The organism is Bacillus sp. JNUCC-22, from assembly GCF_018861275.1.
Lineage (GTDB): Bacteria > Bacillota > Bacilli > Bacillales > Bacillaceae > Bacillus > Bacillus velezensis.
On the sequence record NZ_CP076408.1, the window covers coordinates 3844610 to 3871187 of the forward strand.

Annotated in this window: 26 protein-coding genes and 4 tRNA genes; 5 read left to right on the forward strand and 25 right to left on the reverse strand. The window is 45.5% G+C overall.

Going from position 1 to position 26578, the window contains the following annotated elements:
• Nucleotides 1-464 precede the first annotated feature (464 nt).
• The 13 genes from JNUCC22_RS18830 to dnaB all read right to left on the reverse strand — a co-directional run bounded on the left by JNUCC22_RS18830 (nt 465) and on the right by dnaB (nt 11672).
• A complete protein-coding gene (locus JNUCC22_RS18830; protein ID WP_007614967.1) occupies nt 465-1661 on the reverse strand; it encodes a S1C family serine protease in 1197 nt (398 codons plus the stop codon).
• A gap of 86 nt (nt 1662-1747) precedes the next feature.
• Entirely contained in the window at nt 1748-2542 is a 795-nt protein-coding gene (locus JNUCC22_RS18835; protein WP_004393110.1) for an MBL fold metallo-hydrolase, read from the reverse strand.
• 14 nt (nt 2543-2556) lie between these two features.
• Nucleotides 2557-3396, reverse strand: coding sequence for a two-component system regulatory protein YycI (gene yycI, locus JNUCC22_RS18840; protein WP_012118893.1), 840 nt, complete (start codon nt 3394-3396; stop codon nt 2557-2559).
• Nucleotides 3383-4741, reverse strand: coding sequence for a two-component system activity regulator YycH (gene yycH, locus JNUCC22_RS18845; protein WP_025285568.1), 1359 nt, complete (start codon nt 4739-4741; stop codon nt 3383-3385). The genes yycI and yycH overlap by 14 nt, the downstream gene beginning before the upstream one ends.
• Nucleotides 4731-6566: a cell wall metabolism sensor histidine kinase WalK gene (gene walK / locus JNUCC22_RS18850; RefSeq protein ID WP_004393106.1), complete on the reverse strand. Its 1836-nt coding sequence runs from the start codon at nt 6564-6566 to the stop codon at nt 4731-4733. The genes yycH and walK overlap by 11 nt, the downstream gene beginning before the upstream one ends.
• A gap of 6 nt (nt 6567-6572) precedes the next feature.
• On the reverse strand, nt 6573-7280 hold the full coding sequence (walR, locus tag JNUCC22_RS18855) for a cell wall metabolism DNA-binding response regulator WalR (RefSeq protein ID WP_004393104.1): 708 nt from the start codon (nt 7278-7280) through the stop codon (nt 6573-6575).
• A gap of 337 nt (nt 7281-7617) precedes the next feature.
• Nucleotides 7618-7690, reverse strand: a tRNA-Phe gene (locus tag JNUCC22_RS18860).
• A 36-nt stretch (nt 7691-7726) separates the two neighbouring features.
• A tRNA-Asp gene (locus tag JNUCC22_RS18865) sits at nt 7727-7803 on the reverse strand.
• Nucleotides 7804-7887: 84 nt separating this feature from the next.
• Nucleotides 7888-7959 (reverse strand) — tRNA-Glu (locus JNUCC22_RS18870).
• Between the two features lie 8 nt (nt 7960-7967).
• Nucleotides 7968-8043 (reverse strand) — tRNA-Lys (locus JNUCC22_RS18875).
• Nucleotides 8044-8245: 202 nt separating this feature from the next.
• Entirely contained in the window at nt 8246-9538 is a 1293-nt protein-coding gene (gene purA, locus JNUCC22_RS18880; protein WP_012118894.1) for an adenylosuccinate synthase, read from the reverse strand.
• Nucleotides 9539-9776: 238 nt separating this feature from the next.
• Nucleotides 9777-10190 carry a VOC family protein gene (locus JNUCC22_RS18885; RefSeq protein ID WP_216062002.1) on the reverse strand — a complete coding sequence of 138 codons (414 nt, stop codon included), beginning with the start codon at nt 10188-10190 and terminating at the stop codon, nt 9777-9779.
• Nucleotides 10191-10307: 117 nt separating this feature from the next.
• Complete coding sequence (gene dnaB / locus JNUCC22_RS18890) at nt 10308-11672, reverse strand: replicative DNA helicase (RefSeq protein WP_004393100.1); 1365 nt, start codon at nt 11670-11672, stop codon at nt 10308-10310.
• 170 nt (nt 11673-11842) lie between these two features.
• Here dnaB and JNUCC22_RS18895 point away from each other — a divergent pair, with 170 nt between their 5' ends.
• Entirely contained in the window at nt 11843-12040 is a 198-nt protein-coding gene (locus JNUCC22_RS18895) for a DUF2188 domain-containing protein (protein ID WP_025285570.1), read from the forward strand.
• Nucleotides 12041-12070: 30 nt separating this feature from the next.
• On the opposite strand, the gene JNUCC22_RS18900 is transcribed toward JNUCC22_RS18895, so the two are convergent.
• Entirely contained in the window at nt 12071-12280 is a 210-nt protein-coding gene (locus tag JNUCC22_RS18900) for a hypothetical protein (protein WP_015418617.1), read from the reverse strand.
• 118 nt (nt 12281-12398) lie between these two features.
• Here JNUCC22_RS18900 and JNUCC22_RS18905 point away from each other — a divergent pair, with 118 nt between their 5' ends.
• Nucleotides 12399-12542: a YycC family protein gene (locus JNUCC22_RS18905; protein ID WP_007407902.1), complete on the forward strand. Its 144-nt coding sequence runs from the start codon at nt 12399-12401 to the stop codon at nt 12540-12542.
• A gap of 384 nt (nt 12543-12926) precedes the next feature.
• Here the strand turns inward: JNUCC22_RS18905 and JNUCC22_RS18910 are convergent, their stop codons facing one another.
• The 10 genes from JNUCC22_RS18910 to JNUCC22_RS18955 all read right to left on the reverse strand — a co-directional run bounded on the left by JNUCC22_RS18910 (nt 12927) and on the right by JNUCC22_RS18955 (nt 23035).
• On the reverse strand, nt 12927-14219 hold the full coding sequence (locus JNUCC22_RS18910; RefSeq protein WP_216062003.1) for a glycosyltransferase family 4 protein: 1293 nt from the start codon (nt 14217-14219) through the stop codon (nt 12927-12929).
• 22 nt (nt 14220-14241) lie between these two features.
• A complete protein-coding gene (locus JNUCC22_RS18915; protein ID WP_216062004.1) occupies nt 14242-15297 on the reverse strand; it encodes a phosphotransferase in 1056 nt (351 codons plus the stop codon).
• A complete protein-coding gene (locus JNUCC22_RS18920; protein ID WP_216062005.1) occupies nt 15290-16477 on the reverse strand; it encodes a carboxylate--amine ligase in 1188 nt (395 codons plus the stop codon). Before JNUCC22_RS18920 ends, JNUCC22_RS18915 begins: the two co-directional genes overlap by 8 nt.
• Nucleotides 16467-17801, reverse strand: coding sequence for a glycosyltransferase family 4 protein (locus JNUCC22_RS18925; RefSeq protein WP_039063876.1), 1335 nt, complete (start codon nt 17799-17801; stop codon nt 16467-16469). The genes JNUCC22_RS18920 and JNUCC22_RS18925 overlap by 11 nt, the downstream gene beginning before the upstream one ends.
• Nucleotides 17798-18454, reverse strand: a complete 657-nt coding sequence (locus JNUCC22_RS18930) for a PIG-L deacetylase family protein (protein WP_032866867.1) — start codon at nt 18452-18454, stop codon at nt 17798-17800. Before JNUCC22_RS18930 ends, JNUCC22_RS18925 begins: the two co-directional genes overlap by 4 nt.
• A gap of 88 nt (nt 18455-18542) precedes the next feature.
• Nucleotides 18543-19241, reverse strand: coding sequence for a kinase (locus tag JNUCC22_RS18935; protein ID WP_100001679.1), 699 nt, complete (start codon nt 19239-19241; stop codon nt 18543-18545).
• 6 nt (nt 19242-19247) lie between these two features.
• Nucleotides 19248-19697: a 50S ribosomal protein L9 gene (gene rplI / locus JNUCC22_RS18940; protein WP_007407910.1), complete on the reverse strand. Its 450-nt coding sequence runs from the start codon at nt 19695-19697 to the stop codon at nt 19248-19250.
• Nucleotides 19694-21673: a DHH family phosphoesterase gene (locus JNUCC22_RS18945; RefSeq protein WP_015240959.1), complete on the reverse strand. Its 1980-nt coding sequence runs from the start codon at nt 21671-21673 to the stop codon at nt 19694-19696. Before JNUCC22_RS18945 ends, rplI begins: the two co-directional genes overlap by 4 nt.
• Nucleotides 21674-21703: 30 nt before the next feature.
• On the reverse strand, nt 21704-22639 hold the full coding sequence (locus JNUCC22_RS18950; RefSeq protein WP_032866869.1) for a YybS family protein: 936 nt from the start codon (nt 22637-22639) through the stop codon (nt 21704-21706).
• A gap of 243 nt (nt 22640-22882) precedes the next feature.
• On the reverse strand, nt 22883-23035 hold the full coding sequence (locus tag JNUCC22_RS18955; RefSeq protein WP_004393059.1) for a hypothetical protein: 153 nt from the start codon (nt 23033-23035) through the stop codon (nt 22883-22885).
• Nucleotides 23036-23168: 133 nt separating this feature from the next.
• On the opposite strand from JNUCC22_RS18955, the gene JNUCC22_RS18960 reads away from it, so the two are divergent.
• The gene (locus JNUCC22_RS18960; protein ID WP_167860578.1) at nt 23169-23654 is read left to right on the forward strand and encodes a spore coat protein; all 486 of its coding nucleotides are present in this window, start codon (nt 23169-23171) and stop codon (nt 23652-23654) included.
• A 37-nt stretch (nt 23655-23691) separates the two neighbouring features.
• On the opposite strand, the gene JNUCC22_RS18965 is transcribed toward JNUCC22_RS18960, so the two are convergent.
• Nucleotides 23692-24063: a winged helix-turn-helix transcriptional regulator gene (locus tag JNUCC22_RS18965; protein ID WP_004393054.1), complete on the reverse strand. Its 372-nt coding sequence runs from the start codon at nt 24061-24063 to the stop codon at nt 23692-23694.
• Nucleotides 24064-24269: 206 nt separating this feature from the next.
• On the opposite strand from JNUCC22_RS18965, the gene JNUCC22_RS18970 reads away from it, so the two are divergent.
• Both JNUCC22_RS18970 and JNUCC22_RS18975 read left to right on the forward strand, forming a co-directional pair.
• The gene (locus tag JNUCC22_RS18970) at nt 24270-25199 is read left to right on the forward strand and encodes a manganese-dependent inorganic pyrophosphatase (protein ID WP_004393053.1); all 930 of its coding nucleotides are present in this window, start codon (nt 24270-24272) and stop codon (nt 25197-25199) included.
• A 183-nt stretch (nt 25200-25382) separates the two neighbouring features.
• Nucleotides 25383-26300, forward strand: coding sequence for a DMT family transporter (locus tag JNUCC22_RS18975; RefSeq protein WP_289847825.1), 918 nt, complete (start codon nt 25383-25385; stop codon nt 26298-26300).
• Nucleotides 26301-26578: the final 278 nt, after the last annotated feature.

Here is a 26578-nt window from a genome sequence, read left to right on the forward strand (position 1 = left end):
TTCCCCTTCTATTATTCGCTTTTATCTGAAACAAAACGGAATCTAAGCTGAATTGGTGAAAGGAAACGCTGAAAACGGAGCCATCTGCAAATAAAAATCATTATCTGCCGCTTCAATTCAGCAGCAGCAGTCTGTTTCAATCACAAAGTTCTAAGTTCACGTCTGCCTTTTTCTAAAAATACCCATTTTTAACTGAACGTGTTGTGACCCGCATTCAGTTCTTTTTTATGGCTTCTGAAAAAAGGCATAAAAAAAGCGCCCTGAAAAAGGACGTTTAATATGACATGTTTCATGTTCTTAAATTCTGCATTCTAAAATAATTCTTCCTTCACATTCACCTTCAATTTCATTCAATACGATGATCACATCAGCCGTTTTCATGTGTTTCACCTCCCGTTTTCATAATAGTATAATATTAACAAATAAATCAATAAAAAACAGCCCGGATGTCCGGGCTGTTTTTTTTATTTCTGTAATCGATCCGCTTCTGTCAGTTTGACTTCCGCTGTTTTTTTCTTTCCCGAACGGTAGAACGTGATGTTCACACGGTCGCCGATCTTTTTGCGATACAGACGCTCACGGAGATCAACAACGTCATTGACCTTATGTCCGTCGAACCCGGTAATCACGTCGAGCTTTTTCAAACCCGCTTTTCCGGCCGGTGAAAACGCGTCGACACCCATAATGACCGCCCCGGTTTTAACGCCTTTCGGAAGTTTCAGCGTCTGGCTCCAATGGTAGCTCGCAATATCCGTTAAGGATTTCATCTCAATACCGAGGAAAGGCCGTCTGACTTCTCCGTATTTTTCTAAATCCTGAATAACGGGAATGACAAGCTTTGACGGGATGGACAGGCCGATTCCTTCAACGGCGGATTCAGCGATCTTCATTGAGTTGATGCCGACCACCTTGCCCGATATATCCATCAAAGCGCCGCCGCTGTTGCCAGGGTTAATCGCGGCATCGGTCTGCAGCACTTCCGCATTCCAATCCGGCTGTCCGTCGCCGTTTGAGTCAACGGGCACTGCCCTTTCCGTGCCTGAAATGATCCCCTGTGTCACTGATCCCGCAAATTCAAGCCCGAGCGGATTTCCGATCGCAATGACCGGTTCTCCGACTTTGACCTGATCGGAATTGCCGAACTGGGCGGCCGATTTGATTTTATCAGATTTCACCTTCAGCACGGCGAGATCCATCAGACGGTCGCTCCCGATCAGCTCAGCAGGCACGCGTGAGCCATCCTTCAGGCTGATCTCAATCTCAGTCGCACCTTCAATGACATGGTGATTGGTTACGATATAAGAAGTGTTTCCGTTCTTTTTGTAAATGACGCCGGACCCGCTTCCCGCTTCGCCGCCCTCTCCCCAAATATCGGTCTTTTGGATATTGAGAACGCCGACTACCGAATCCGATACACGGCTGACCATATTCGTGACAGCGTCATTGACATTTACGTTAACTGTTTTCACCTGTTCGCTGCCGAGACGCTGGCTGGTGCTTTTGCTGCTTTCCCCATGGTCTCCGCCTGTCCAGTACGGCAGCAGGAATGCCATGAGCGCGGCCCCGACGATGACGCCGATCAGACTTGATAGAAAGTACCCTCTCTTGCTGCGGCGGGGCTGTTCGGAGGCGTACTGTTCATCATCGCGATTATAATCCACCCTATCTCAAATCCTTTCAAGAGTACTCGATTTGCTTATAGTGTGGGTCAGATCGCGGATTAATAATCATGATTCATTTGGAAAAATTACACGGCGCACAGCGGCGTCGGGATTTTCGGATCGGTATCAAATAACTGAAACGTTTCCCCGGCGACAAATCCTTTCGCAGCCAATGTCTGCTGCACGGACATTCTCGCCAGTTCCTTCATATTGTTGTCTTGGCTCAGATGCGCCAAATAGATGCGCGATGTGCCGTCGCCGATGACATCAGTCATGGCGAGCGCCGCATCTTCATTGGAGACGTGGCCGACATCGCTTAAAATCCGCCGCTTAATGCTCCATGGGTATCTGCCCATTTGCAGCATGCCGACATCATGGTTGCTTTCAAACACAAACACATTGGCCGAACGGATAATGCCTTTCATTCTGTCGCTCACATACCCGGTGTCCGTCATCAGCGCGAGCTTTCTGCCTTGGTAGTGGAAAACATAAAACATCGGCTCGGCCGCGTCATGAGAGACGCCGAATGACTCAACATCAAGCCCGCCGAAGGATTTCACGCTTTCCATCGGGAACAGAAACTTTTGTCCGGTATCCAGCTTGCCGATCTGATTCTCCATCGCTTTCCACGTCTTTTCATTGGCGTAGACGGGAAGTCCGTACTTTCTCGCAATGACGCCGAGCCCTTTAATATGGTCGCTGTGCTCGTGAGTGACAAAGATGCCGTCGACGTCGTCTATCTTGCGGCCGATTCTCTCCATCAGCCCGTCCATCGCTTTACCGCTCAGGCCGGCATCCACCAGAAAAGAGTGCTCCTCTGTCTCCAGATAAAACGCGTTTCCGGTACTCCCGCTCGCAAGCACGCTAAATTGCAAGCCCATTATGTCTCACTCCATTATTTATTTTGATTGTTATCAATGACTGTGCTTTCCAATGCATTCACAGTGTACGTTTGCTGTGTCTTTTTCTTCGTCCCTTTTGACTTATCTTCAATTGTAATTCTCCATACCGGCGCCAGCACCTGCGTACTTGTCAGCGGATATTGGGCAATATAGCCGAACTTAACGCTTTTAACGGCGCAATTCGCTTTTAAGTAATTTTGAGAATACAATAATTCGACCGCATCAAGCTCAGGAATCAGGCTCTCCGTCTGGATTCGCTTGAATGACTCCAGCATGGTCTGCTCGTAAGATACGACCTCGTTTTTATCGTTCAAATGCAGAATCACCTGTCCGATCGCATCCGTGGACGAGTCAAAATCCTGATAAATCAACTGGCCGTCATACATCTGGTAAAAAATGATCTGTTTTTTATCCTTGTCGACTTTCCACAGTTTATATTTTTCACCGCCGGTTATTTTAGAGCTGACGAGCGATTCCGCATCCTCTTGCGGTTTTTGCTTCGATAAACCGACCGGATCGGTAAATTTCATTTTCAGCGTCGTAACCTTGTGATCATCCGCCGGCATCTCCATTAACGGCTTTTGATCCTTCAAAGCATCAATATCTTCAGCGGTAAATACTTTTTGGCCCGCCGTCAGCCGGTAGCCCGTCGCGGAATCAGAAGACAGGTTGCCGAAAGTGATATGATCCATCTCCATGTCTTTTTCCACATTTGAATTTTTAATCACTTCGTATTCACTGCTCGAGCGTTTTTCAAAAAACTGATAGCCGAGAAAAATATCAAGGATGAGGAAGGCAATGATGAAGATCGTTTTTGTCTTATTCCACTCCATTATCGTCCTCCTCCTTCCCCAGCAGATCTTTCGTAATCGGAACGATCTTCCCGTTGATTTTCATACTCCAGACGGGTTCCAGTTCAACGAGATCATTCGTTGATGAAGAGACCATTTGATAGGCCAGGAAGATCTGGTCGATTTTATTCACGTCGTATTTATCCTGCTGCTCCAGCAGAGACACAACCTCATTGCCGTTCATCATTTTTACGTCTTTTGTTTTAATCGGATTCGGTCCGAGAACATAGTTCGGCCGCTTGTAGCTGAGAACCTCGTCATTGGCCCATTGCAGGGTCAAAACAGGTCCGGATCCGAAAGGCTTAGACGTGCTGTTGATCACGGGCATTTGGTCTTTAAACATGTAGAAACTCAGCTGCTGGTTATCACTCACATTGAAAAATTGATAATGATCCGTCCAGCTTCCCGTATCCTCTAAATATTTATAGCTTTTCTTAATCAGCTCCCCTGTTTGATAAGAAGCGCTTTGTGCCAGGTTCCGATGCTGGAATTGAATCTGCCGCTGTGTCGAATTGATTTCCAGACGGCTGATTCCGTCAGTCAGCACATTCCGATTGTAATTCGGGTCCTCTCTGACCGTGCTCGGATCATTAAAAAGCGTCTGCTTAAACAGGTTCGTCTTAATGGTTTCAGTGATAAATTCTTTTTCCTTCATATTAAATCGCGCATTCGGCATGAGAAATTCTTTGCTTTTTCCGACCGAATAGAGGTGGTATAACGGCATACTCGACTTTTTGCTGTACAGCTCATTCATCAGATTGCGGTAATTCGCCGATTCCACAGTCACTTCCAAAATCAGCTGCTTGCTGTATGAGACCATGTAAATCTTTTTATTTGTCTTATTCTCATTAAACGGAATGACAATATGGTCAAATGAGCTGTATTCCATTGACGGATTCGACCATTTAAACATTGTTTGGAAGAAATCAATCGGAATGGTGTCATTGAATTGCAGATCGAGCTTTGCCGAATTGCCGTTTCTGCCGTAAAGCCAATTTTTAAAACCGAGCTTGTCGTATTGATCGGAAATATCCTTCATCCCTTTTACTTCCCATTGCGGCAAATCCGCCCATAGGTCATTAAAGAGCGTCTCATCATCCACTTTGTAATGAGAGCCGTTTGTATGAATAAACATATCCCGGGGTTTTACCGTTTGCGCTACTTTTTGACTCGTTTTATCAATTTTATGCTTTTCCCGGACAGTCGATTTGGTTGAGGCCGTGCCTTCTGAAAAATTGGGCTGGAATGTCCAAATTCCCCATGTTAAAACAAGACTAATGACGACCAGCACTGACAGTATGACTGTTTTTATATTTTCACGCCTCATCCCAATCATCCTCTTGCTCTTCTTTATATGGAAGAGTAAATGTAATCTTCGTTCCTTTGCCTTCTACACTGTCGGCCCAAATGTCTCCGCCGTGCGCCTGAACCATCTCTTTTGCAATCGCAAGGCCGAGCCCGGTGCCGCCGAGTTTTCTCGTGCGCGCTTTATCCACTCTGTAGAAACGGTCAAAGACTTTTTCCACATCTTTTTTCGGAATGCCGATACCTTCATCTTTTACGCTGATATAAAGCAGCTCTTCTTTCTCATTCACATCGACTGAGAAAGTGACATGTCCGCCTTCCGGTGAGTATTTCAGTGCGTTAGAAATGATATTATCGAGAACCTGCGTCACTTTATCCTGATCAATCTCCACGTACAGATTTCTGTCCGGCAGCTCGCGGATAAATTCGACATGCTGTTCTTTTGTCATTTCAAAACGATCGATAATCAGTGACATAAAGCGGATCATATGAATCCACTCCCGATTAAACTGATAATCTTTGCTGTCGAATTTAGAAAGCTGAAGCAGGTCGTTCACCAATCTGATCATGCGCTCAGTCTCATTTTGGGTCACCATTAGGAAACGCGGAGCGATATCTTTATTTTCCCACGCGCCTTCTGCAAGCGCCTCTAAATAGCTTCGCATGGTCGTCAGCGGTGTCCGCAGCTCATGAGACACGTTGGCAACGAACTCTCTGCGTTCCCGATCGAGTTTTTCCTGTTCGGTGACATCATAAAGAACCGCGATTAAACCGTCGATTTTTCCGTGCTCTCTCTGAATAACGGAAAAATTCACCCGCAGTACAGTCGTTTCATCGTCACGTTCGATCTCCAGCAGCATTGAATCCTGCTGTTCTACTAAATCCTCAAATGTAAAGTTCTCTTTTATGCCTAATAAAGACGTAATCGGCATCTCTAAAGCCGTTTCACGTGAAACATTCAGCAGCTCAAGCGCAGGGCTGTTTAAAAGAATAATAGCTCCATTGCGATTCGTTGCGATGACGCCGTCTGTCATATACGCGATAACGGATGAAAGCTTTCTTCTCTCCCCTTCCGTCATGGCTTGGGCATCTTCAAGCTCTCTCGTCAGATGGTTGAACGTCGTTGCGAGCTGACCGATTTCATCATGCCCGTATTTCCGCACCTTTCTGGAGAAATTCCCTTTTGCCAGTTCCATCGCCTGCTTACGCATATCCGACAGCGGATGGGTAATGGTGCGGGCGAGAAATATACCGAGAAGAGCCGTCAGAACAAGGGCTAAGCCTGTTCCAGAAGCAAGAATCGAGTTGACGGTTTTCATCTGGTTAAAGGTATCTTCCATACTGGCCACGACATATATCGCGCCGACAACTTCCTGATTCTCTGTGACGACAGGTTTTGCTGAAATCAGCACTCTGTTTTTGCTTTTAGGATCATAATATTTTTTTGAATAGGCCTGTTTTGTTGAGAAAATCCGTTTAAAAATCGGATCAGTCGTCTGTTTCCCCGCTATTTCCTCACCATAAGGCCTCGAGGAACCGACGACCTCATAGCTTTTATCAACAAATGTAATCTCCCGTATTTCATTGTTTTTCGTAAAATCATTCAAAATCCGTTTGACGTCATCTTTAATGACGGTGCTGTCATTATCTCCTTTATATTCCTGCTCAATATAATAGGATAGATTGTCAATGCGCTGATTTAACGATAATTCATAGGACTTGAGAAGAGAATTCTCCACCTGTTTCACAAAGTACACGCCGATAATCTGCATGGCGATGATAATGAGAAGCACATAGATCAGCGTGATCTTAAATTGAATCGACCGAAAAAAACCAACCTTATTCATCGCCGGTTAGTCCTGTTCAGGGTTTCTCAAGTAATAACCGACACCCCGTCTTGTGACGATCCAGTTCGGATGGCTCGGATTATCCTCGATTTTCTCACGAAGACGGCGCACTGTTACATCCACCGTTCTCACGTCACCGAAATAGTCATAGCCCCACACAGTCTGCAGAAGATGCTCACGCGTCATGACCTGTCCGATATGTTTGGCTAAGTAATGAAGCAATTCAAACTCACGATGAGTCAGCTCGATCGTTTCTTCTCTTTTTGATACGACATAAGCGTCAGGGAAGATGACGAGAGAACCGATATGAATGTCATTAGAAGCTGATTCTTCCTCAGCCGGCGCAACCGTAAGCTGGCGGCGCAGGTTCGCTTTGACGCGGGCCAGAAGCTCACGCGTGCTGAAAGGCTTCGTGACATAGTCATCCGCTCCGATTTCAAGCCCGATGACCTTGTCAATCTCCGAGTCTTTTGCCGTCAGCATAATAATCGGCATATCATATTTTTTCCGGACTTCCCGGCACACTTCAACTCCGTCTTTATTCGGAAGCATAATATCTAAAAGAATTAAATCAGGCTGAAGCTCCTCCACCATTTCCACGGCTTCGTTTCCGTCGTACGCACAATGCACGTCATAGCCTTCTTTTCTTAAATTAAACTCTAATATATCTGCAATCGGTTTTTCATCATCGACTACAAGGATTTTCTTATCCATCATCTTGATTTTCCTCCTGCCAGAATGACTTCATTTCATCTATTGATGTTTCATGATGATCACAATTCGGATCGTGAAAAACGTTCCCCGTCTATTATAACGGTTTCAGGTCAAAAGATAAAAAAATTAAAGAGAACAGCGCAAAAACGTATTGAACTGCCATCCTTTTGTCATGTTTTTTATTTTCTTTTAAAAAATAATATTTTTTTGAAACCTCACGAAAAAAAACGCCGTCTAGTGTTTGACGTCTTCTTCTGGGCCGGCTGAAAAGCCGGCTCTCCCTTTTTTTATAACAAAAGAAAAAACGCACCTACTATTGCAGATGCGTTTGGGTAAGTGGCTCGGGACGGAATCGAACCGCCGACACACGGATTTTCAGTCCGTTGCTCTACCAACTGAGCTACCGAGCCAGATGTTTCTTTTCTATACTATAAAGTAAAGTAAAATGGCGGTCCGGACGGGACTCGAACCCGCGACCTCCTGCGTGACAGGCAGGCATTCTAACCAACTGAACTACCGGACCTTACAGTAATTTGTCCGGAGAGCCGTATCGTGGCGGCCCTCCGAGGACAAATAAGGAGTTAGCAATAACGCTAAAGTAAATCAATGACCCGTACGGGATTCGAACCCGTGTTACCGCCGTGAAAGGGCGGTGTCTTAACCGCTTGACCAACGGGCCATAAAAAGTGGTGAGCCATGAAGGACTCGAACCTTCGACCCTCTGATTAAAAGTCAGATGCTCTACCAACTGAGCTAATGGCTCCTGATGTGTCGGATTATGTATCATAGAGCATTCAGACAAAAGCTTTCTTGCAGTACTCTATTGAAGCTGTTCCGTAACAACGAGATTTATAATATCATAGAACATTCGAAAGTGGCAACTACTTTTTTGAAAAAAATCTATTATTTTTTTCCTACATAAAAAAACAAGCCTCCGTGACCGGAGGCTTGTTTGCTGCAAATTCTTAGTTAGCGCGGTATACACTGCGGATGACGTTCGTTTGTGAACGGTCGGGACCGACAGAGAAAATAGAAAGCGGAATACCTGTCAGCTGAGACACGCGTTCCAGATAATGGCGCGCATTTTCAGGAAGATCGCTTAATGTTTTTGCGCCTGTGATATCTTCCGTCCAGCCAGGCATTTCTTCATATACCGGTTCACACTCTGCGAGAGCTTTCAGACTTGCCGGGAATTCTTCAATCACTTCACCTTTGTAGCGGTAAGCGACACAGATTTTCAATGTTTCAATGCCAGTCAGCACATCGATTGAGTTCAGAGAAAGATCTGTGATTCCGCTGACGCGGCGGGCATGGCGGACAACAACGCTGTCAAACCAGCCGACACGGCGCGGACGGCCTGTCGTTGTGCCGTATTCGCGTCCGACTTCACGGATTTGATCCCCGATTTCATCTTTCAGCTCAGTCGGGAAAGGACCGTCACCGACACGGGTTGTGTACGCTTTAGATACACCGACGACGTGCTGGATTTTTGTCGGGCCTACGCCTGAACCGATCGTCACCCCTCCGGCGACCGGGTTGGATGAAGTGACAAACGGGTATGTCCCTTGGTCGATATCAAGCATAACCCCTTGAGCGCCTTCAAATAAAACGCGGCGGCCTTCATCCAGCGCGTCATTTAAGACGACGGATGTATCGCATACATACTTTTTAATCTGCTGGCCGTATTCATAATACTCATCCAGAATATCTTCAATTTTGAAGCCTTCTGTTTCATACATTTTTTCAAGCAGACGGTTTTTCTCTTCAAGGTTCCGTTCAAGCTTTTCTGCAAACACGTCACGATCTAGCAGGTCTGCGATCCGGATGCCGATCCGCGCCGCTTTGTCCATATAAGCAGGTCCGATGCCTTTTTTCGTTGTGCCGATCTTATTGGCCCCTTTGCGTTCTTCCTCTACTTCATCCAGTTTCAGATGGTATGGAAGAATGACGTGGGCTCTGTTGCTGATTCTCAAGTTATCCGTGCTCACATTGCGTTCATGAAGATACGCAAGCTCTGTTATGAGCGCTTTCGGATCAACAACCATTCCGTTCCCGATGACACACGCTTTTTCTTTATAAAAAATTCCTGATGGGATTAAATGAAGCTTGTACGTGACGCCATCAAACTTGATGGTATGTCCTGCATTGTTTCCGCCTTGATAACGTGCGATCACTTCTGCATTTTCTGATAGGAAATCTGTAATTTTACCTTTTCCTTCATCGCCCCACTGCGTACCTACTACGACTACTGAAGACATATATCCGTGCACCTCCGTTAACCTTTCAAAACGATATCTCATTCAAACAAATTAAGTGTATCAGTGCCGAAACAGAAAGTCAATCGTAAATCCGAACATTTAAATCTTATCAATCTATATTTGTTCGCCTTAAACATGATTAAAAGCGTTTTCTCTTTCATTTGTTATCTATTACTCCCGAAACTTTCATGCTTTAACAAGAAAAAGAACCCGTAATCAGGGTTCTTCAGACAGTCACTTATATGCCGATTGTATTCATCAGGACGACCCGCCAGCCGTCAGGATCTTCGATGGTCACGCCTTTTTCTTCCCAGTACGGGTTTTCGGGTGCTTTCTCCTCATATCCCATCTGCTTTAATTTCGTGCTGATGCGGATGACCTCCTGCTGATCCTGGATGTAAAAGACAAGCAGGCTGTCGCCGTGCGGAACGGGCGCCGGCTGAGACGCGCCGGTTTCTTCGGTGAATTCTAAGTGATATTGCGTATGGGGCAGGCCGAACATGACGCCGCTGTAGCCCTCATGTCCGGAAAAACTGCCGACCCTCTTCAGCCCGAGGCCCTCTTCATAAAACCTGATGATTTCTTTGAGCTGTCCGGTCGGCCGGGCAATCCGGATTTGCGCCGCTTGAAATTGCGGAAATTCAATTGCCATCATCATCCCTCCCTTAATGCCATTATATAAAAGCGCTTTCTATTTTTCGTCTGCCGAACGGACGGCATTCTCTCATTCTTTCGGATGAAAAAAAGCCTCAAGACATTGCTTGAGGCTTTACGCACCTGCCGGAACACCGCCGTCATCAAAGCGCCTTTCCAGGTTTACGAACTTATTGTATTCTTTCACAAAAGCCAGTGAGACGGTGCCCACCGGGCCGTTACGCTGTTTGGCAATAATGATTTCGATGATGTTTTTGTTTTCGGATTCTTTATCATAGTAATCATCACGATACAGGAAAGCGACGATGTCGGCATCCTGCTCAATACTTCCCGACTCACGGATATCTGACATCATCGGACGTTTATCCTGCCGCTGCTCAACACCCCGGGAAAGCTGAGACAGGGCGATGACCGGAACTTCAAGCTCCCGCGCCAGCGCTTTTAGCGCCCGTGAAATTTCCGATACCTCTTGCTGGCGGTTGTCGCTTGAACGGCCGCTTCCCTGAATGAGCTGCAAGTAGTCAATTAAAATCATGCCCAATCCGTTTTCCTGCTTCAGCCTGCGGCATTTTGAACGGATTTCGCTGACGCGGATGCCGGGGGTGTCATCTATAAAGATACCGCTGTTTGACAGACTTCCCATCGCCATCGTCAGCTTGCCCCAATCTTCTTCCGTCAGATTTCCCGTTCTGAGATTTTGGGCATTAATATTCCCTTCAGCGCAGAGCATACGCATGACAAGCTGCTCGGCACCCATCTCAAGACTGAATATCGCGACGCTCTCATCCGTTTTGGTGGCCACGTTTTGCGCAATATTTAAGGCGAACGCCGTTTTCCCCACAGACGGACGGGCCGCGACAATGATCAAATCATTCCGCTGAAAACCCGCCGTCATCCGGTCAAGCTCAATAAAACCAGTCGGAATCCCGGTAATATCGCCTTTCCGATTGTGAAGCTGCTCAATGTTGTCGTATGTTTGCACAAGCACGTCTTTGATATTTTGGAAGGCGCCCGAATTTTTTCGCTGCGCGACCTCCATAATCGTTTTTTCCGCATCGCTTAATAAATCTTCAACTTCATCCTCGCGCGTATACCCGTCTTGAGCGATCGAGGTCGCCGTTCTGATTAAACGGCGGAGAATCGATTTTTCCTCAACGATTTTCGCGTAATATTCTATATTAGCCGCTGTCGGAACGGAATTCGCGATGTCCGTCAGGTAAGAGACGCCTCCCACCTCTTCTAACAAATCGGTATTCGCAAGCTCTGACGTTACCGTGACCAAATCAACCGGTTCACCGCGGTCTCCGAGCACGAGCATGGCATTGTAAATTTTTTGATGTGACATTCTGTAGAAATCATCCGGAATCAACACTTCAGAAGCCAGTGTTAACGCAGACGGCTGTAAAAAAACAGCACCTAACACGGCCTGCTCAGCTTCTATGTTTTGCGGCGGCAGCCGATCATTCAGAAGGTCTGTCATGCTAAGCACCGTCCTCTCCTTAAAAAATATCCAAACTCCATTTTACCATTTCTCAAGAAAAAGAATAGAAAAACATCACTTTCCCTGTATTTGTCAAACAGCGGCTGCGTGTTTCACCATTCCGAATGCTGGGAAACAAATAAATAAATCGAAACCAGGAGGTAAGAAGGATGAAAACATATGCAGTAACACCCAGTATTGATGCGGACGGATGGTTTGTGAAGGTGGAAAATGTGGCGCCGACGGCTCTTTATACATCAAAGGACGCGGCGATCGAGAAAGCGGAGCAGACGGCTAAAGAGAACAGCCCGTCTAAGCTTGTCATTTATGATCAGCATAAAAATATTGAAGAAGAACGGTCCTTTTAAGAAAAGCCTTCGCCCGAGCGAGGGCTTTTCTTATTCGATGAAACGGATGTGCAGCACCGTCTGCGCCATGAGATCGGCCGTTTTTTGATACAGCTCCCATTCTTCACAGGCGGCGAATACTTTCATCATGTCCTGCAATGTCTGTTTCAGTATGATAAATTCGTCAATTGTCCGCAGTTCTGCGGCTTTTTTCTGATAATCAGCCAGCTTCAGCTGTAATAACATCAATGGCGATTGCATAAAAAACCTCCCCCATTCTGTTATAAAGCCCCGCTTTTCAAACCTCCATTCCTTTGTCATATCCTCTTACGATAGATTTCTGATTTTAGTACAATAAAGAAACGGAAGGAGTGATCACATGAAACCGCTGCAAATTTCCGCCGAAACGGCGCAAAAGCTCGCAGAATCACTGAATATGCCGCTTGAGAGAATCATGCACATGCCTCAGCACATTCTGCTTGCCAAATTAGCTGAAGTCCAAAAAGAGAACGATCACAAATAAAGGCTGCTCTCTCATATATATGTGCGGGAGGCGGAAGCGATGGCTTTCCGCCTCTTTTTTCGTTAAGAAAATTTTGGTAAAACAGTCTCACAGCTGAAAAAACTTGTTGACGAAGGAAAAGTGAAATATTTCTTATTATCCGGAAACAATTCAGGCAATACGAAGCTTGTCTCATGGAGGAAAAAGCACGGCACAAAAATCTCAGCTGACCCATACAGCACCGGAAAAACAACTCAGCCCGGAAAGGAATGACGGGCGGCCCGGGCGGACAAAGTCAGCAGACTCTGTATGAGATGAAAAAATAGTTCGGAAAGAGGCTGGATAGTTAAACGCCGGCCTCTTTATTTTGCTCTTGAAGCACCTGCCACGCGGCGCCGGTATCATTCAGAAAAATGATTGATAAATCCTTTCTATTTTTGAAACCATCAGTTCCTGACGCAGATGCCGGCCGGCATAGGAGCGCGCTTCTTTTCCAAGCCGTTCCCTGAGAGACTGATCCGTAATCAGCATTACGAGAGCATCAGCAAGTTCGCGGCTGTTGCCGGGCTGGCAGATAAGCCCTGTGGCCTCATGCCGGATCATCTCAGGGATTCCTCCGCAGTCAGTTGCGACAATGGCTTGACTTGAGAACATCGCTTCGATGATCGCTATAGGGAAATTATCATTCAATGTCGGCAGGACAAATATAGATGATTCAGCCAAAAGCGCCGGCACATCACGTCGTTTTCCGAGGAAAAACACATTTGAGAGGCCCAGTTTCCGTCTCTTCTCTTCCAGAAACCCTCTCATGTTTCCGTCTCCGATGATCCATATATCAACTCCGGATAAATGGTGCCGGATGCGGGCGAGAGCGTCCAGCAGCACATCATGTCCTTTTCGCTCGGTCAGACGGGAAACGCACGCAATCACGAGCTTTTCAGCACGTTTTGGCTCAGGGGCATCCTGAATGTCAATGCCGGTATGAACAGTCGTCAGCTGAGTCTCCTTCGCTCCGTACTCCAGCAAGGGCTCGTGAAAGGAGTCGCTGATTGTAATGATTTTATCCGAAGCCCGAATACCCTGCCTTTCTATTTCACTGAAATATGCCTCTTCTATTGAACCCTTTTGGATTTTATGAAACTTCATCCGGCTTTTCGTAAAATGTCCGTGCGGCGTGAAAAAAAGAGGACGCTGGTACGTTTGATTAAGGTATCCCAGCAAAAATACCGCAAATAAATCCTGCGCGTGAAACAGGTCATATGGTTCTAAGTCTTTCTCCTTCAAAAATCTTTGAAAGACATGTAAATAGCTGAGATTCTTCACAAACTTTTCGTTTGCGGCGCCGTATCTGCCAACAAGAAACGCTCTGATCTCGTCAGCGGCCCGCGGGATATCTTCCTGAAAAAAAGATGGCGGCATTTGAAGCGGCGAGATGACATCCGCCTGATGACCGATGCGCTCAAAACCCGTCTTAATTGATGTGATATAACTCGCCAACCCTCCGACATTCGGGTAACGGAGAAAGGTTGCGTACAGAATACGCAATGGCTTTTTTCGTTTGGGGGAGCTTTTTCCTTCCGCACAGAACGAATACAGCATCTCTGGCTCACTTTGATGTTCGATCCCGTAAAATTGATCCATGACGCGCAATAAGGCTGGAGGCACCAGACCGTTCGGCTTGCCGATCTCTTCTTTCACATCCGCTCCCCCTCTCTCAAACTTATAATCCTAATTCCCGTCCCCATTTTGACACTTTGTCAACATGATACGGCAGCAGTTCCCCTCCCCGATTGTCGAAGATTCTCCGCAATTGGGTATGAAGCCCTTTCTCAAGTGTTCTCTGCAAATAAGCCATTTTATAAAGCGTCATAGGAGGGGTCTGAAAATGAATGCCCCGCTTTTTCATTTCTTTCGTATACACTTTTACGCAATACGTCCGAATATCTTCTGCGTGCCGGCTCCAATCTTTTCTGAAGCCAAGCAGAATTTCAACCAGCACCGTCATATCAAACCAAACCGGCGCATATTTTGCGGACTCCCAATCGATGAATTGAATATCCCACGGTTCATGTCCGGACGCATCGTGGGTGCAGATATTCTGCATATGAAGATCACCGTGTGTGATGGCTGAGCCGTTTTGTATCAATTCAGGGAAAAAATCCGGCTCTTCCTGCTCAAGCAAGTTTGTGATTTGCCGATAATGAGGCTTCACGATATCTTTTGTGCGCTCATCTTTAAGAGCCCTATCCAATAATTCCGCTGTCTTTTTGATCTGCTTTTTACGCCCTTTTCTCATGGTTTCCGATCCATATACCGGCAGCCACGACCGCCATTTACCGTCAGAAATATTCTTGTTTTCAAAGGTGCGGCTGTGCAGTTCTGCGACAGACGGAATAATATACTTGAAATGCTTCGGGTGAAATGTAAGCTGTCCCCTGATCTGGCTGACAAACTCCATAAATATCCACGTTTCATGGTCACTTTCTTCTATAAGATAGATATCCGGCAGCAAATCCCCTAAAACAGAACGGGCTTTCCCGTATATATTAATCTCGACCTTGTTTTTTTCACGGGAAGATTTATATACCTTCAATATCAGCGGAACAGTGCCGGATTTTTTCTTTACAAACAGTTTATAAATGGCGCTTCTGTCCGTCGATTTCAGGCATGTGATGTCATCCGGATTCACCGCAGTCCTTTCACCGAACGAATACGACAGTTTTTCGTCAATTCTCAGTTTTTGAAATGCGCCATACAAAAGATCCTTTTCATACATGCCGATCTTCCTTCCGCTTCCGTTTCCAGCTGTTTTTGAGATGAGACCAAGTGTTTCTGATAAATGGCATCGGGTCATTCCAAGCAAAAAGAGCGTACTCTTTTTTTCCTTTACACCCTTTCCAAAAATCCCGGAACGTCATTTCTCCTCTTTTTCGTTTCTTCAAAAACGTTAAGAAATAACGCACCTCATAAATCCAGTTGATTCCGTCTTTTTGTTCGAGCTGGGGCTTCACATGTTGTCCGGTCAAATACAGATAGTACATGTAAACGAAATGAACGCCTGCCGGTTCTGTCAGGCTATGGCTGAGCCAAAAGCGCGGATTAATTTCGATAAACTTGTAAACATTGTCCCGGGGATCCTTTTTAAATTCCGCCATGCCTACTCCCTTCAGCTGAATCGCTTCAAAAAACGGCAGGGTCTTCTCGATTAAATCAGGAAGCCGTTTGCTGACGACGTGGGCCCCCGCGCCAAAATCAGCAGGGAATTGATGGTTCTTTTGCAGAGAGAATAAGCCCATTAATTTCATTTGGTCATCATAAAAAGTGGCGACTTTATAAAAACACTGGTTGTCTCCGGGGATGATCTCCTGCACGAGCAGTTCTCCATTTTCTCTGTAGGAGCTGAACTCCTTGCGCAATTGTGCGGCATCCTTCATTACAATTGCTTTTTTGTTTACTTTTTTTCTGTATTCATGGCCGGCCACCGGTTTTAAAATACACGGGAAGTCAATATTGGCGATGGCCTCTTCCAGCTCATCCCGGTTGTTCGGAAAAAAGGTTTTCGGGCAGGGGATGTTATGCTTGACCGCTAATTCATATGCTTTGCTTTTATCTAAGACCGTTTCTAACAGAGAGCGGCTCGGGAGCAAAAATAAAAAAAAACCGGCTAATGTCTCGCGGAATTTAGATATAAATCCCGCATAATCATCAGATCCTGCGTACAGAACCGGCTTTGCTTGGAATCGCTTCCCGAAATCAGTCAGGAATGTCAGCAGTTCTTCCTCTTGTGTTAAAGGGCTGGGACATATCCCGCAATCTGCCAACCTTGATTTTCCGATACGATAAGGTCCCTCCGTGTCAAACGCGTAAACATCGATTCCTCTTCGGGCCAGGCTGCGAATGATCCCAATCCCGTTTGCACTGAAATCAAGTACAACGGCTGCATGTTCATGTTTCATGATCTCCCTCCGAGCTGTTGGTATTTTGATAAATCGATTCGATATTTTTTATCATCGTCTCACTGCTCAAATATTTCTCCGCGTAGGCCTTTGCGTTTGAAGCAGCCTTCTCCCGCGCAGATTTGTTAGAGATAAAAAACGCTAAAGCCCGGGCAAGAACCTTTGCATTTCCCGGCTCGACAATAAGTCCCGTTTTGTTATGGCGGATCAGATCCGGAATACCCCCGCAATCGGTCGCGATGATAGCCGAGCCGCTGAACATCGCTTCAATAATCGAGATGGGCAGACTATCATTAATGGTCGGCAGTACGAATATATCCGTCATATTCAAAATAGCGGGAACATCATCTCTTTTTCCTAAAAAGGAGACCATAGATAGATTCAGTTTTCGAGCCTGTTCCTCTAAGGCGCTCCTCATCTCTCCGTCGCCCGCGATCAGCACTTGAACATGTTCAAGCACATCAGACGGAATTCGTGAAAGTGCGTCAAGCAAATGATTATGTCCTTTTCTCGGGCCTAATCTTGCAATACACGAGATGATGATCTTATTTTTCGGCAGCGGGATTTTTCTTTTCCCGCCTGTTTTTGCATCGTAATCGATTCCTGTGATCACCGTTGTCATGTCTTCCTGTTCGGCTCCGAGCTTCATGAGCGGGCTGCGGAACGTATCGCTGATAATAATCAGGCGATCTGCGTATTCAATGGCTTTCATCTCTAGTTTTTTATAATAAAACTCTTCTACCGAGCCTTTTTTAAAGATGTGAAATTTAAGTCTGTTGAAAGTAAACATGCCATGCGGTGTGAAAAATAAAGGTTTTTTATAGATTTGATTGAATCTGCCTAATATATTGGCTGTAAATAAATCTTGAGCATGAAACACATCATATCTTTCCAAATGAATCTTTTGAAGCATTTGCTCGTATATAAACATCAGCCGATTATTTTTCAAAATATGATTGTTATAATCCCCATATCTGTCTTTAAAGAAATCTTTTAATTTCGGAACAACAGCCGCCCGCAGTTCTTTTACCTGTGCGGACGGAAACAGATTAGGGGATATGACATCCACCTTATGACCTCTCTTTTTCAGGCCTTCACTAAGCGTTTTAATATAGTTTGATAAACCGCCCGTGTGCGGGTAGTCCCAAAACGTGGCAATCAAAATGGATAACTTCTTTTTTTTCCTGTATAACCGCGGAATATGATGTTCATGTTTCAACTGTGTCTTTACTGCCGCCTTTTTTCGCGGGCGCGTTTTGACCCCGTAGTAGCGGTCAAGCGTCTGGACCATATACGGATAGGGGACGGAAAATGTCTTGATCATTTCCAGATCCTCCGCACGACTTCAAAAGCTTCAGCGTATTCCACACCCGCCGTCATCCCTCTGACTTTTCCTAAATGTTTTACGCCTTCATATGAACGGGGATGAGGGTAATCCCTCATTTCTACGTCATAGTGGTGAAGCGCCGCGAGTTTGGCATCCATTGTGTCTGTGATGTTAACGAAGTAATTAGGTTTGAAGAGTTTATCAGCCGTATTCCTCTCCCACTCGCTTGAAGATAGCGTTTCGAACGTAAGCAGTTCGATAGGCTTTTGATTCGGAAGCGGTCTGGCGGCTGTTAAAACTGCTTGGAATGTTCTCTGGTGGTCCATATTGATATCGCCGTAATGATGTGTAAAGATTTTATCAGGCTGATAGACGCGAATGAGCTGCTCTAATTCTTTGACAAGCTTATGAAGAGGGATACATTCCAGCTCTAAATTCGTATGCTCCAAAAAGATGACTTTCTCAATTCCAAGCTCTTGATTCGCGCGTTCGCCTAATTGTTTAATATGATGAGCTTCTTCTTTTCTTCCTAATGCCGTAATAATGGAAATTACTTTATATCCTTCATTGATCAGCCGTTTTATGGTGCCCGCTGATCCCAATAGTTCATCATCGGGATGAGCGCCGATAACCATAATGTATTCTGCCATTTTTTCCACACTCCACCAAACAAATGTTACAAATATCATATGACGACCCTAAAAAAAAGGAAACTTACATATGCGGATTTTCAGAAACTTACATGTGCGGCTGCCATTCCAGGTAACGTGACGGATTTAATTTTTTTATAGTGTTCAAAAACTCATCCGCCAAGCCGTATTTGTCCAGTCCTTTTAATAGTTTTACGGGAAACCGGGTAATGGCGGAAAAAGCTCTTTTATGGTCGATGACTTTAAGATTTCCGTGTTCATTGATCAGAATGTGCCTGATTTCGGCATCCCATCTGGTAAAACCGATTCTTTTTAATTCATCCAGCATATTTAAAATATCAACAGTCAGTTTGACGGACAGAGATTTTTCTTTTCTGATATGGCGGGCAAGAGAGGTGCCTTGGACATATTCCATCACAATATAACGATCTCCGTATTCATACAGTCTTGGAATCACCGGGGAACCTTGTCCGGTCTTTAAAGCCGCCAATTCCTTCTTGCATGTCCCTTTTTCAAAGAAGTATTTTACGCATTTGTTGTGTGTTAAGCGGTAGACTTCCCCGTCTTTTCCGTCTCCGATCAGCGGATAGTGCTCCAGCGCCTTTTTATTCTCCGGATTATTAAAATATGTTTCAGAAAAAAATCGTTTCATACCGACACATCCTTCGTTATGATGTAATATAATATGCAATCTGGTGATGATCGGAAATGAAACAATCTCATCATTTTCTTGCGCTGCGCCGTCTGCTGACATGAAAAAAACCCGCCGGATCGGCGGGTTTTTCATTGTATATTACGCTTCTTCTTTTACGTGAACCTTCAGCACAGCCTGAACTTCAGGGTGCAGCTTTACAGGAACGTTTGTATATCCCAGTGTGCGGATACCGTCTTGGAGCTCCAGTTTCCGTTTATCCACTTTAATCTTATGCGTTTTTTGCAGCGCTTCTGCAATCTGTTTGCTTGTGACAGATCCGAATAGACGGCCGCCTTCACCGGATTTGGCACTCAGCTCAACAGTCAGCTGTTCAAGCGTTTCTTTCAAATCTTTGGCTCTTTCAAGCTCGGCAATCGCTTCTTTTTTCTCTTTTTCTTTCTGTCCTTTCAATGCGCTGATGTTTGTCGCATTTGCTTCGACAGCGAGGCCTTTTTTAATGAGAAAGTTATGTGCATAACCGTCTGCTACGTTTTTCACTTCGCCTTTTTTTCCTTTACCTTTTACATCTTGTAAGAAAATAACCTTCATCTCTGAACGCCTCCCTCAAAATATTCATCAATGGCTTCCTTCAGCCGGACGAGCGCTTCTGAGACAGAAATGCCCGATAACTGGGTTGCCGCATTGGTTAAATGCCCTCCGCCATCCAGCGCCTCCATAATAATCTGCACATTGACCTCGCCCAGCGATCTCGCACTGATGCACACCGTATGCTCATCCCGTCTGGCTACCGCAAATGAAGCTTCCACTTCACTCATCGATAAGAGGGAATCAGCCGCCTGCGCAATCAGCACCTGGTCAAAGTACTCCTCTTCGTTCTCAGGAAGAGAAGCAATCGCGATATGTTCTTTATAAAGAGACGTATGCTGGATCAGCTTCGCCCGCTTGATATAAGAACCGACCGATTCTTTGAGAACTTTCTGCACCAGAACCGTATCTGCGCCTTTCGCTCTCAAATAAGAAGCGGCGTCGAACGTCCGCGAGCCCGTGCGAAGGGAAAAACTCTTTGTATCCACTATTATACCAGCTAACAGGGCCGTCGCTTCAATCATATTGACTTTGAGCCGCTTCGGCTGGTATTCAAGCAGCTCCGTCACGAGTTCTGCGGTGGATGAAGCGTATGGCTCCATATAAACGAGCAGCGGGTCTTTAATAAATTCCTCGCCTCTGCGGTGGTGGTCAATCACAACGATGTGCTCGATTTTGTTCACGAGACGCTCTTCCATCACAAGGGATGGTTTATGTGTATCAACGACGACAAGCAGCGTGTCGTCATTTGAAATTTCCATCGCCTCTTCCGGCGTGATGAACCGCGACCACAGCTCTTCATATTTTTTAATTTCTTCAATCAGACGCTGAACGCTTGATCCGATCTGGTTCGGATCAATGACGATGTAGCCTTCTTTGCCGTTGGCCTGCGCCACCTTCAATATTCCGATTGCGGCTCCGACTGCGTCCATATCAGGAAATTTGTGCCCCATGATAATGACATTGCTGCTTTCTGAGACAATCTCCTTGAGCGCGTGAGAAATCACCCGGGCGCGCACCCTTGTGCGCTTCTCCATCGGATTCGTTTTGCCGCCGTAAAATTTCACCTTGCCGTTCGGCATTTTGATCGCCACTTGGTCGCCTCCGCGGCCGAGAGCCAAATCGAGGCTGGACTGCGCCAGATCTCCAAGCTCCTTCAAGGAAGAAACCGATGCGCCGATCCCGATGCTGAGGGTCAATGATACAGTGTGGACGGATGTTTTTTCTCGGATTTCATCCAAAATCGAAAATTTCGCGTTTTCAAGCTCCGTTAAAATGTGTTCATTTAACACCGCGATAAACCGCTCCGAGGACGTCCGTTTCAGAAAAATGCCGTACTCCTGCGCCCACGCATTTAATAATGAGGTGACCTGGCTGTTCATCGTACTTCTCGTTTGGTCATCCAGCCCCTGTGTGACGTCATCATAGTTATCTAAGAAGATATATGCCAGCACGGTTCTCTCATTTTCGTACTGCTTTTCAATCTGAATCTGTTCTGTCACATCAAAGAAATAAAGCAGGCGCTCATCTCTTTTAATCACTACTTTAAACTTCCGCTCATTCAAGGTGATCGTTTCCGAATCGACCTCCTGCTTGATCAGCGGCACGACGGCCTCGCATGTGTCATACAGCGAGCGTCCGACGAGCGTGCTTTCATTAAAACAGGAAGACAAAAACGGATTCGCCCACTCAATGTAATATTGATCATTAAACAGCATAATCCCGATAGGCATTTCCATTAATGCCTCTTCGCCTACTTTTTTCAATCTATACGATAACGTGGAGATATAATCGTCAATTTCTTTTCTGATCAGAGAATCCGCACGCTTAATGAAAAACAAGATCACGGCGAGCAGCACAACGCCGATGGCTCCTATCAGCCAGTTAAAGTAAATGCTGATGAGAATTATGATGATTGACAATGCAATCAATGCATAGATGGGATACCGAAACAACGGTTTTTCATAAAAACTAGGCATTTCTATCAACTCCCCACCTGTAAGTCACACTCAATTTCGCGTCACCTTATTTCTTATGTTAAAGCCTATGTCAATGATGCCTAAGAGGAGATACACGGACAAGATGAGCGGAAAAAGCACCCCCAGCACAATTGCTAATACAGGAACGGCTTTCGGCATCTCCATTTCGCGGCAATAGAAAAAAATAAACGCTAATCCTTGAATACAAATCAGCAAGCTGAGAATAAATCCCCCATTCAATGAAACCGAATACAGCATATGCCCTTTTTCTAAAGGCAGAAACCCTAATATCGTCACAATAAAATACAGAATGACAACGCTTTGCGGGAGTTTGAGCTCTCTAAAAGGCTTCATCTTCGGAAGATCAGGGGAAAATCGCCGTAAAAGCGGCCTTGCCATAGCATAACTGAGGAAAGAAAAAACGATGCCGGTCAATACGAGCACTGTAGGAAAAAGATATTGAACCGTGCTCAGCTGACTTTCCATCAGCTTGATCTGCTTCCCGAACTGGTCTCCGTAACCCAGCTGTTTTGACATGGTATCAGCCACAGACAGCGACTCCCGAAGCTGGGACATGGTGGTATCAACCACATTCATGTTAAGGAACACGATGCTGACCACAAAAAAAACGACGCCGCACAGCACATACGCCATAGCGCCGGCAGCAACCGCATAGCCGGACTGTTTCTTTTTAAAATAATATCCCATGGCGATTCCCGTACAGGCCGCCGTAAAAGCGCCTGTAAGCCCGGTAAACGAACTTACAATAAAGCTGACAGGAAGGCTGGCAAGCCCCATCCATACCCCGGGCTTCAGACCGTGCCGAATGGTGTAAAGAATGATCGGCAGCGGCAAAGCAAAGAGAAGAATTGCCCCCAGTAAAGGGAGGTACACGACCAAAAGGGAAATGATTGCAAAAATACTGATCAAAATGGCGCCTTCTATTAGAGCCCTTGTATTTTTCACTTACTCACCTCAAACCTTGTATCATTCGAACATACGAATAGAAAAGAGCAGCTTAGACGACTGCTCTTTTGACGCCGCAATGTCTCTTTCAAGACCTGAATTTTCCATAAACTCTCCAAAATACACGTATATATTTTAACATAAGTCGAAATCGCAAGTAAAATGAGCGCGGACAGCCGCAATGTTCCATGTGAAACATGAAAACAGACAAACGGACATCCCAGTGAAAGAATGCCCGTTGTATCAGTGATCCTGATCATCCATGAAACCAGAAGTATCTCTGTTTTTCTTTTTGGTTTTTCGTACATATAACAAGACGATAACGATAAGTAAGAGAGTGGTCGCCTGCAAAACACCGCTGCTGAAAAGGAAGAAGTTCTTTATCATGTCCCACATATATTTTCACCTCTATTTCGTATTTCCTTTACATTGATTTTCCCTTTCTGGAAACTTCAAAACATCAGGAACAACATCGGAACCGGGGCATATGCTGATAGTGAAAATGAAGGATAAAGGAGATTCTTACACCATGACTGAGCGGAGAACATTAGCATGGCATGAAACGTTAGAACTGCATGAGTTAGTGGCTTTCCAGGCAAACGGACTTGTGAAATTAAAAAGAACAGAGCGGGACGTAAGCGACGCCAGATTAAAACAGCTTTACAGATTTTCCATCTATTCGCTGGAACAAAATCTGCGTGAACTGCTTCCTTTCTTCCCTGAAGCTCCCGCTTTTCGTGAGGATGAAACAGAAGAGCGCGCTGATTCCTCCTTTTACAGCGGCGGCCTGCTCATTCTGGCCAAAACATCTGTCCGCAATTACGCCGGAGCCATTACAGAGACGGCCACACCTCAATTAAGACACGTTTTCGTCAAGCACTTAAATGCGGCCATCAAGTGGCATCAAATGGTCTTTGAGTATATGGAAGAACGCGGTCAATATCCGGCTTATAACCTGAGCGAATTGCTGAAAAATGACGTGCGCAACGCCAGAAAGGCCATCGCGATGAAATAAAAAAAAAGCAGCAAGGAATTTAATCCTTTGCTGCTTCTTATTTTTGAGCGGACTGATCTTGAGGAGACGTTTTTTCCCGGTATGTCTCGAGAAACTCCCGGTTGGCATCTCCCCATTTTTTCATTTGCAAAACGATCGGTTCCAGCGACCTGCCGAATTCGGTAAGAGAATACTCCACCTTTGGAGGCACCTGCTGATATACCTCGCGATGCACGATGCCGTCCGCCTCAAGCTCGCGAAGCTGAAGCGTCAGCATACGCTGCGTAATGCTGGGGCAAATGCGCCGAAACTCATTAAACCGCTTTTTTCCGCCGATCATATGATAAAACAAAATACCCTTCCACTTTCCGCCGATAACGGAAAGCGTCAGTTCAACCGGACAACCTTCTTTATTCGGATATATGTTCATTTTTCATCCTCCATAGTACCTTTTTTGATACTATATGCTGATTAGCATCTGACTTACCCAGTATTTTACTCGCAATCCTCTCCACCTCTCAACAAAAATGCTTCTTTTTCACATCAATTTTTAAGGTTTTGAAGATTACACCCTCCTCAAGACGTGTTAAACTATAAAAAGATTGTTTACACTACAAAAAAGGACAAGGAGTTATTATGGAAAAAATTCTTATTTTCGGACATCAAAACCCAGACACAGATACCATTTGCTCTGCCATTGCCTACGCTGATCTAAAAAATAAACTCGGCTTCAATGCTGAGCCCGTCCGCCTTGGACAAGTCAACGGCGAAACACAATACGCGCTTGATTATTTCAAGCAGGAAAGCCCGCGTTTGGTGGAAACAGCCGCAAACGAAGTAAACGGCGTCATCCTTGTTGACCACAATGAACGCCAGCAAAGCATCAAGGATATCGAAGACGTTCAGGTTCTTGAAGTTATCGACCACCACCGTATCGCCAACTTCGAAACAGCGGAACCTCTTTACTACCGTGCTGAGCCGGTCGGCTGTACGGCTACGATCTTAAACAAAATGTACAAAGAAAATAACGTGAAAATCGAGAAAGAAATTGCGGGCCTCATGCTGTCAGCAATCATTTCCGACTCTCTGTTATTTAAATCTCCGACTTGCACGGAGCAAGATATCGCAGCGGCAAAAGAGCTTGCTGAGATTGCCGGCGTAGATGCGGAAGAGTACGGCTTAAACATGCTGAAAGCGGGCGCCGACTTAAGCAAAAAAACTGTGGAAGAACTGATTTCTCTTGATGCGAAAGAGTTCACGCTCGGCAGCAAAAAAGTCGAAATCGCCCAAGTCAACACAGTTGATATTGAAGATGTTAAAAAGCGTCAGCCGGAATTAGAAGCGGCTCTTTCAAAAGTAATTGCTGAGAAGAACCTTGACCTGTTCCTTCTCGTGATTACGGATATTCTGGAAAACGATTCCCTTGCGCTTGCCATCGGTGATCAAGCGTCAAAAGTGGAAAAAGCATTCAACGTGACTTTAGAAAACAACACGGCTCTTTTAAAAGGCGTCGTATCCAGAAAGAAACAAGTCGTTCCTGTTTTAACAGACGCGATTGCAGAATAACAAAAACACCCCGGAAACCCGCCGGGGTGTTTTTTTATTGCTCATTCATCAGACGGCCGTTTTGTAAGAGCTTTCTCCGAAAATCTTTTTGACGGAATTTAATATACAATATATAATATATCACATGTAAGGAGTTCGTTTTCCTAATTATTGTAAGTTAATATCAGAACATCAGAATCGGGGGTGTCTATCCTGGAAAAACACGCTGCTCTTTCTTATTCACGAACAACAGGCATTTGGCTTGTGCTTACAGGAGCTATCTTATGGGGGGTCTCGGGAACGGTTGCCCAGTATCTGTTCCAGCACCGCCATTTTAATACAGAATGGCTGACTTCGGTGCGCCTTCTGGTGTCAGGGGCGCTTCTGCTCGGCATCGCGTACCGCAAAGAAAAAGGACGGATATGGGCTGTTTGGAAAGACAGACGGGACAGAATTCCCCTTCTTTTATTCGGGATTTTCGGAATGTTAGGCGTTCAATACACCTACTTCGCGGCAATTGAGTACGGCAACGCGGCAACTGCTACCGTTCTTCAGTATTTAGGGCCAGCGATCATTACATGCTTTTTAGCGATTCGCGCAAAGAGAATTCCTTCAGGAAAAGAGCTGCTCGCCGTCTTATTGGCGGTTGCCGGCACATTCATTTTGGTCACGCACGGGAATGTCGGAAGCCTGTCCGTATCCGGTCTGGCCGTCTTTTGGGGCATCAGTTCGGCGTTTGCACTGGCGTTTTACACCCTTCAGCCGCATCGTCTGCTGAAGAAATGGGGATCTGCCATTATTGTCGGATGGGGCATGCTGATCGGCGGAGCCGCCCTCAGCTTGATCCGCCCGCCCTGGAAATTTGAAGGCGAGTGGTCCTTTCCTGCATATGCCGCGATCGTGTTTATCATCATTTTCGGAACGCTCATCGCTTTTTATTGCTACTTGCAAAGCCTGAAATATCTGAGTGCCTCTGAAACCAGCCTGCTCGCTTGTGCAGAGCCGCTGTCGGCAGCTTTTTTAGCTGTGATCTGGCTGCATGTTCCCTTCGGAATATCAGAATGGCTGGGTACTTTGCTGATTTTAGCTACCATCGCTTTATTATCTATCAAGAAAAAATAACCTCTCTTTTTTAGAGAGGTTTTTTCCTAGGCCCAGAGCACCCCTTAGTCTCAATTACCCATATATTAAAAGGCCTTTTTTCATTTTACTATCATCCAAAAGAGGAAAATAGACCAGTTGTCAATAGAATCAGAGTCTAATAGAATGATGTCGACAAGTAAATCATGCAGGATTGTTACTGATAAAGCAGGCAAGACCTAAAATGTGTTAAGGGCAAAGTGTATTCTTTGGCGTCACCCCATACATATTTTAGGTCTTTTTTTCTGTAACAAACCTGC

Coding starts and splice junctions, on each gene's coding strand:
- dnaB (WP_004393100.1), bottom strand. CDS start 11,672: ATGACAGACCTTCTGAATGATCGGCTGCCGCCGCAAAACATAGAAGCT.
- JNUCC22_RS18925 (WP_039063876.1), bottom strand. CDS start 17,801: ATGATCAAGACATTTTCCGTCCCCTATCCGTATATGGTCCAGACGCTT.
- JNUCC22_RS18960 (WP_167860578.1), top strand. CDS start 23,169: ATGACTGAGCGGAGAACATTAGCATGGCATGAAACGTTAGAACTGCAT.
- walR (WP_004393104.1), bottom strand. CDS start 7,280: ATGGATAAGAAAATCCTTGTAGTCGATGATGAAAAACCGATTGCAGAT.
- walK (WP_004393106.1), bottom strand. CDS start 6,566: ATGAATAAGGTTGGTTTTTTTCGGTCGATTCAATTTAAGATCACGCTG.
- purA (WP_012118894.1), bottom strand. CDS start 9,538: ATGTCTTCAGTAGTCGTAGTAGGTACGCAGTGGGGCGATGAAGGAAAA.
- rplI (WP_007407910.1), bottom strand. CDS start 19,697: ATGAAGGTTATTTTCTTACAAGATGTAAAAGGTAAAGGAAAAAAAGGC.
- JNUCC22_RS18935 (WP_100001679.1), bottom strand. CDS start 19,241: ATGAAAAACCCGCCGATCCGGCGGGTTTTTTTCATGTCAGCAGACGGC.
- JNUCC22_RS18945 (WP_015240959.1), bottom strand. CDS start 21,673: ATGCCTAGTTTTTATGAAAAACCGTTGTTTCGGTATCCCATCTATGCA.
- yycI (WP_012118893.1), bottom strand. CDS start 3,396: ATGGAGTGGAATAAGACAAAAACGATCTTCATCATTGCCTTCCTCATC.
- JNUCC22_RS18900 (WP_015418617.1), bottom strand. CDS start 12,280: ATGCAATCGCCATTGATGTTATTACAGCTGAAGCTGGCTGATTATCAG.
- JNUCC22_RS18930 (WP_032866867.1), bottom strand. CDS start 18,454: ATGGCAGAATACATTATGGTTATCGGCGCTCATCCCGATGATGAACTA.
- JNUCC22_RS18905 (WP_007407902.1), top strand. CDS start 12,399: ATGAAACCGCTGCAAATTTCCGCCGAAACGGCGCAAAAGCTCGCAGAA.
- JNUCC22_RS18915 (WP_216062004.1), bottom strand. CDS start 15,297: ATGTATGAAAAGGATCTTTTGTATGGCGCATTTCAAAAACTGAGAATT.
- JNUCC22_RS18835 (WP_004393110.1), bottom strand. CDS start 2,542: ATGGGCTTGCAATTTAGCGTGCTTGCGAGCGGGAGTACCGGAAACGCG.
- JNUCC22_RS18955 (WP_004393059.1), bottom strand. CDS start 23,035: ATGTGGGACATGATAAAGAACTTCTTCCTTTTCAGCAGCGGTGTTTTG.
- JNUCC22_RS18885 (WP_216062002.1), bottom strand. CDS start 10,190: ATGGCAATTGAATTTCCGCAATTTCAAGCGGCGCAAATCCGGATTGCC.
- JNUCC22_RS18920 (WP_216062005.1), bottom strand. CDS start 16,477: ATGAAACATGAACATGCAGCCGTTGTACTTGATTTCAGTGCAAACGGG.
- JNUCC22_RS18970 (WP_004393053.1), top strand. CDS start 24,270: ATGGAAAAAATTCTTATTTTCGGACATCAAAACCCAGACACAGATACC.
- JNUCC22_RS18965 (WP_004393054.1), bottom strand. CDS start 24,063: ATGAACATATATCCGAATAAAGAAGGTTGTCCGGTTGAACTGACGCTT.
- yycH (WP_025285568.1), bottom strand. CDS start 4,741: ATGAGGCGTGAAAATATAAAAACAGTCATACTGTCAGTGCTGGTCGTC.
- JNUCC22_RS18895 (WP_025285570.1), top strand. CDS start 11,843: ATGAAAACATATGCAGTAACACCCAGTATTGATGCGGACGGATGGTTT.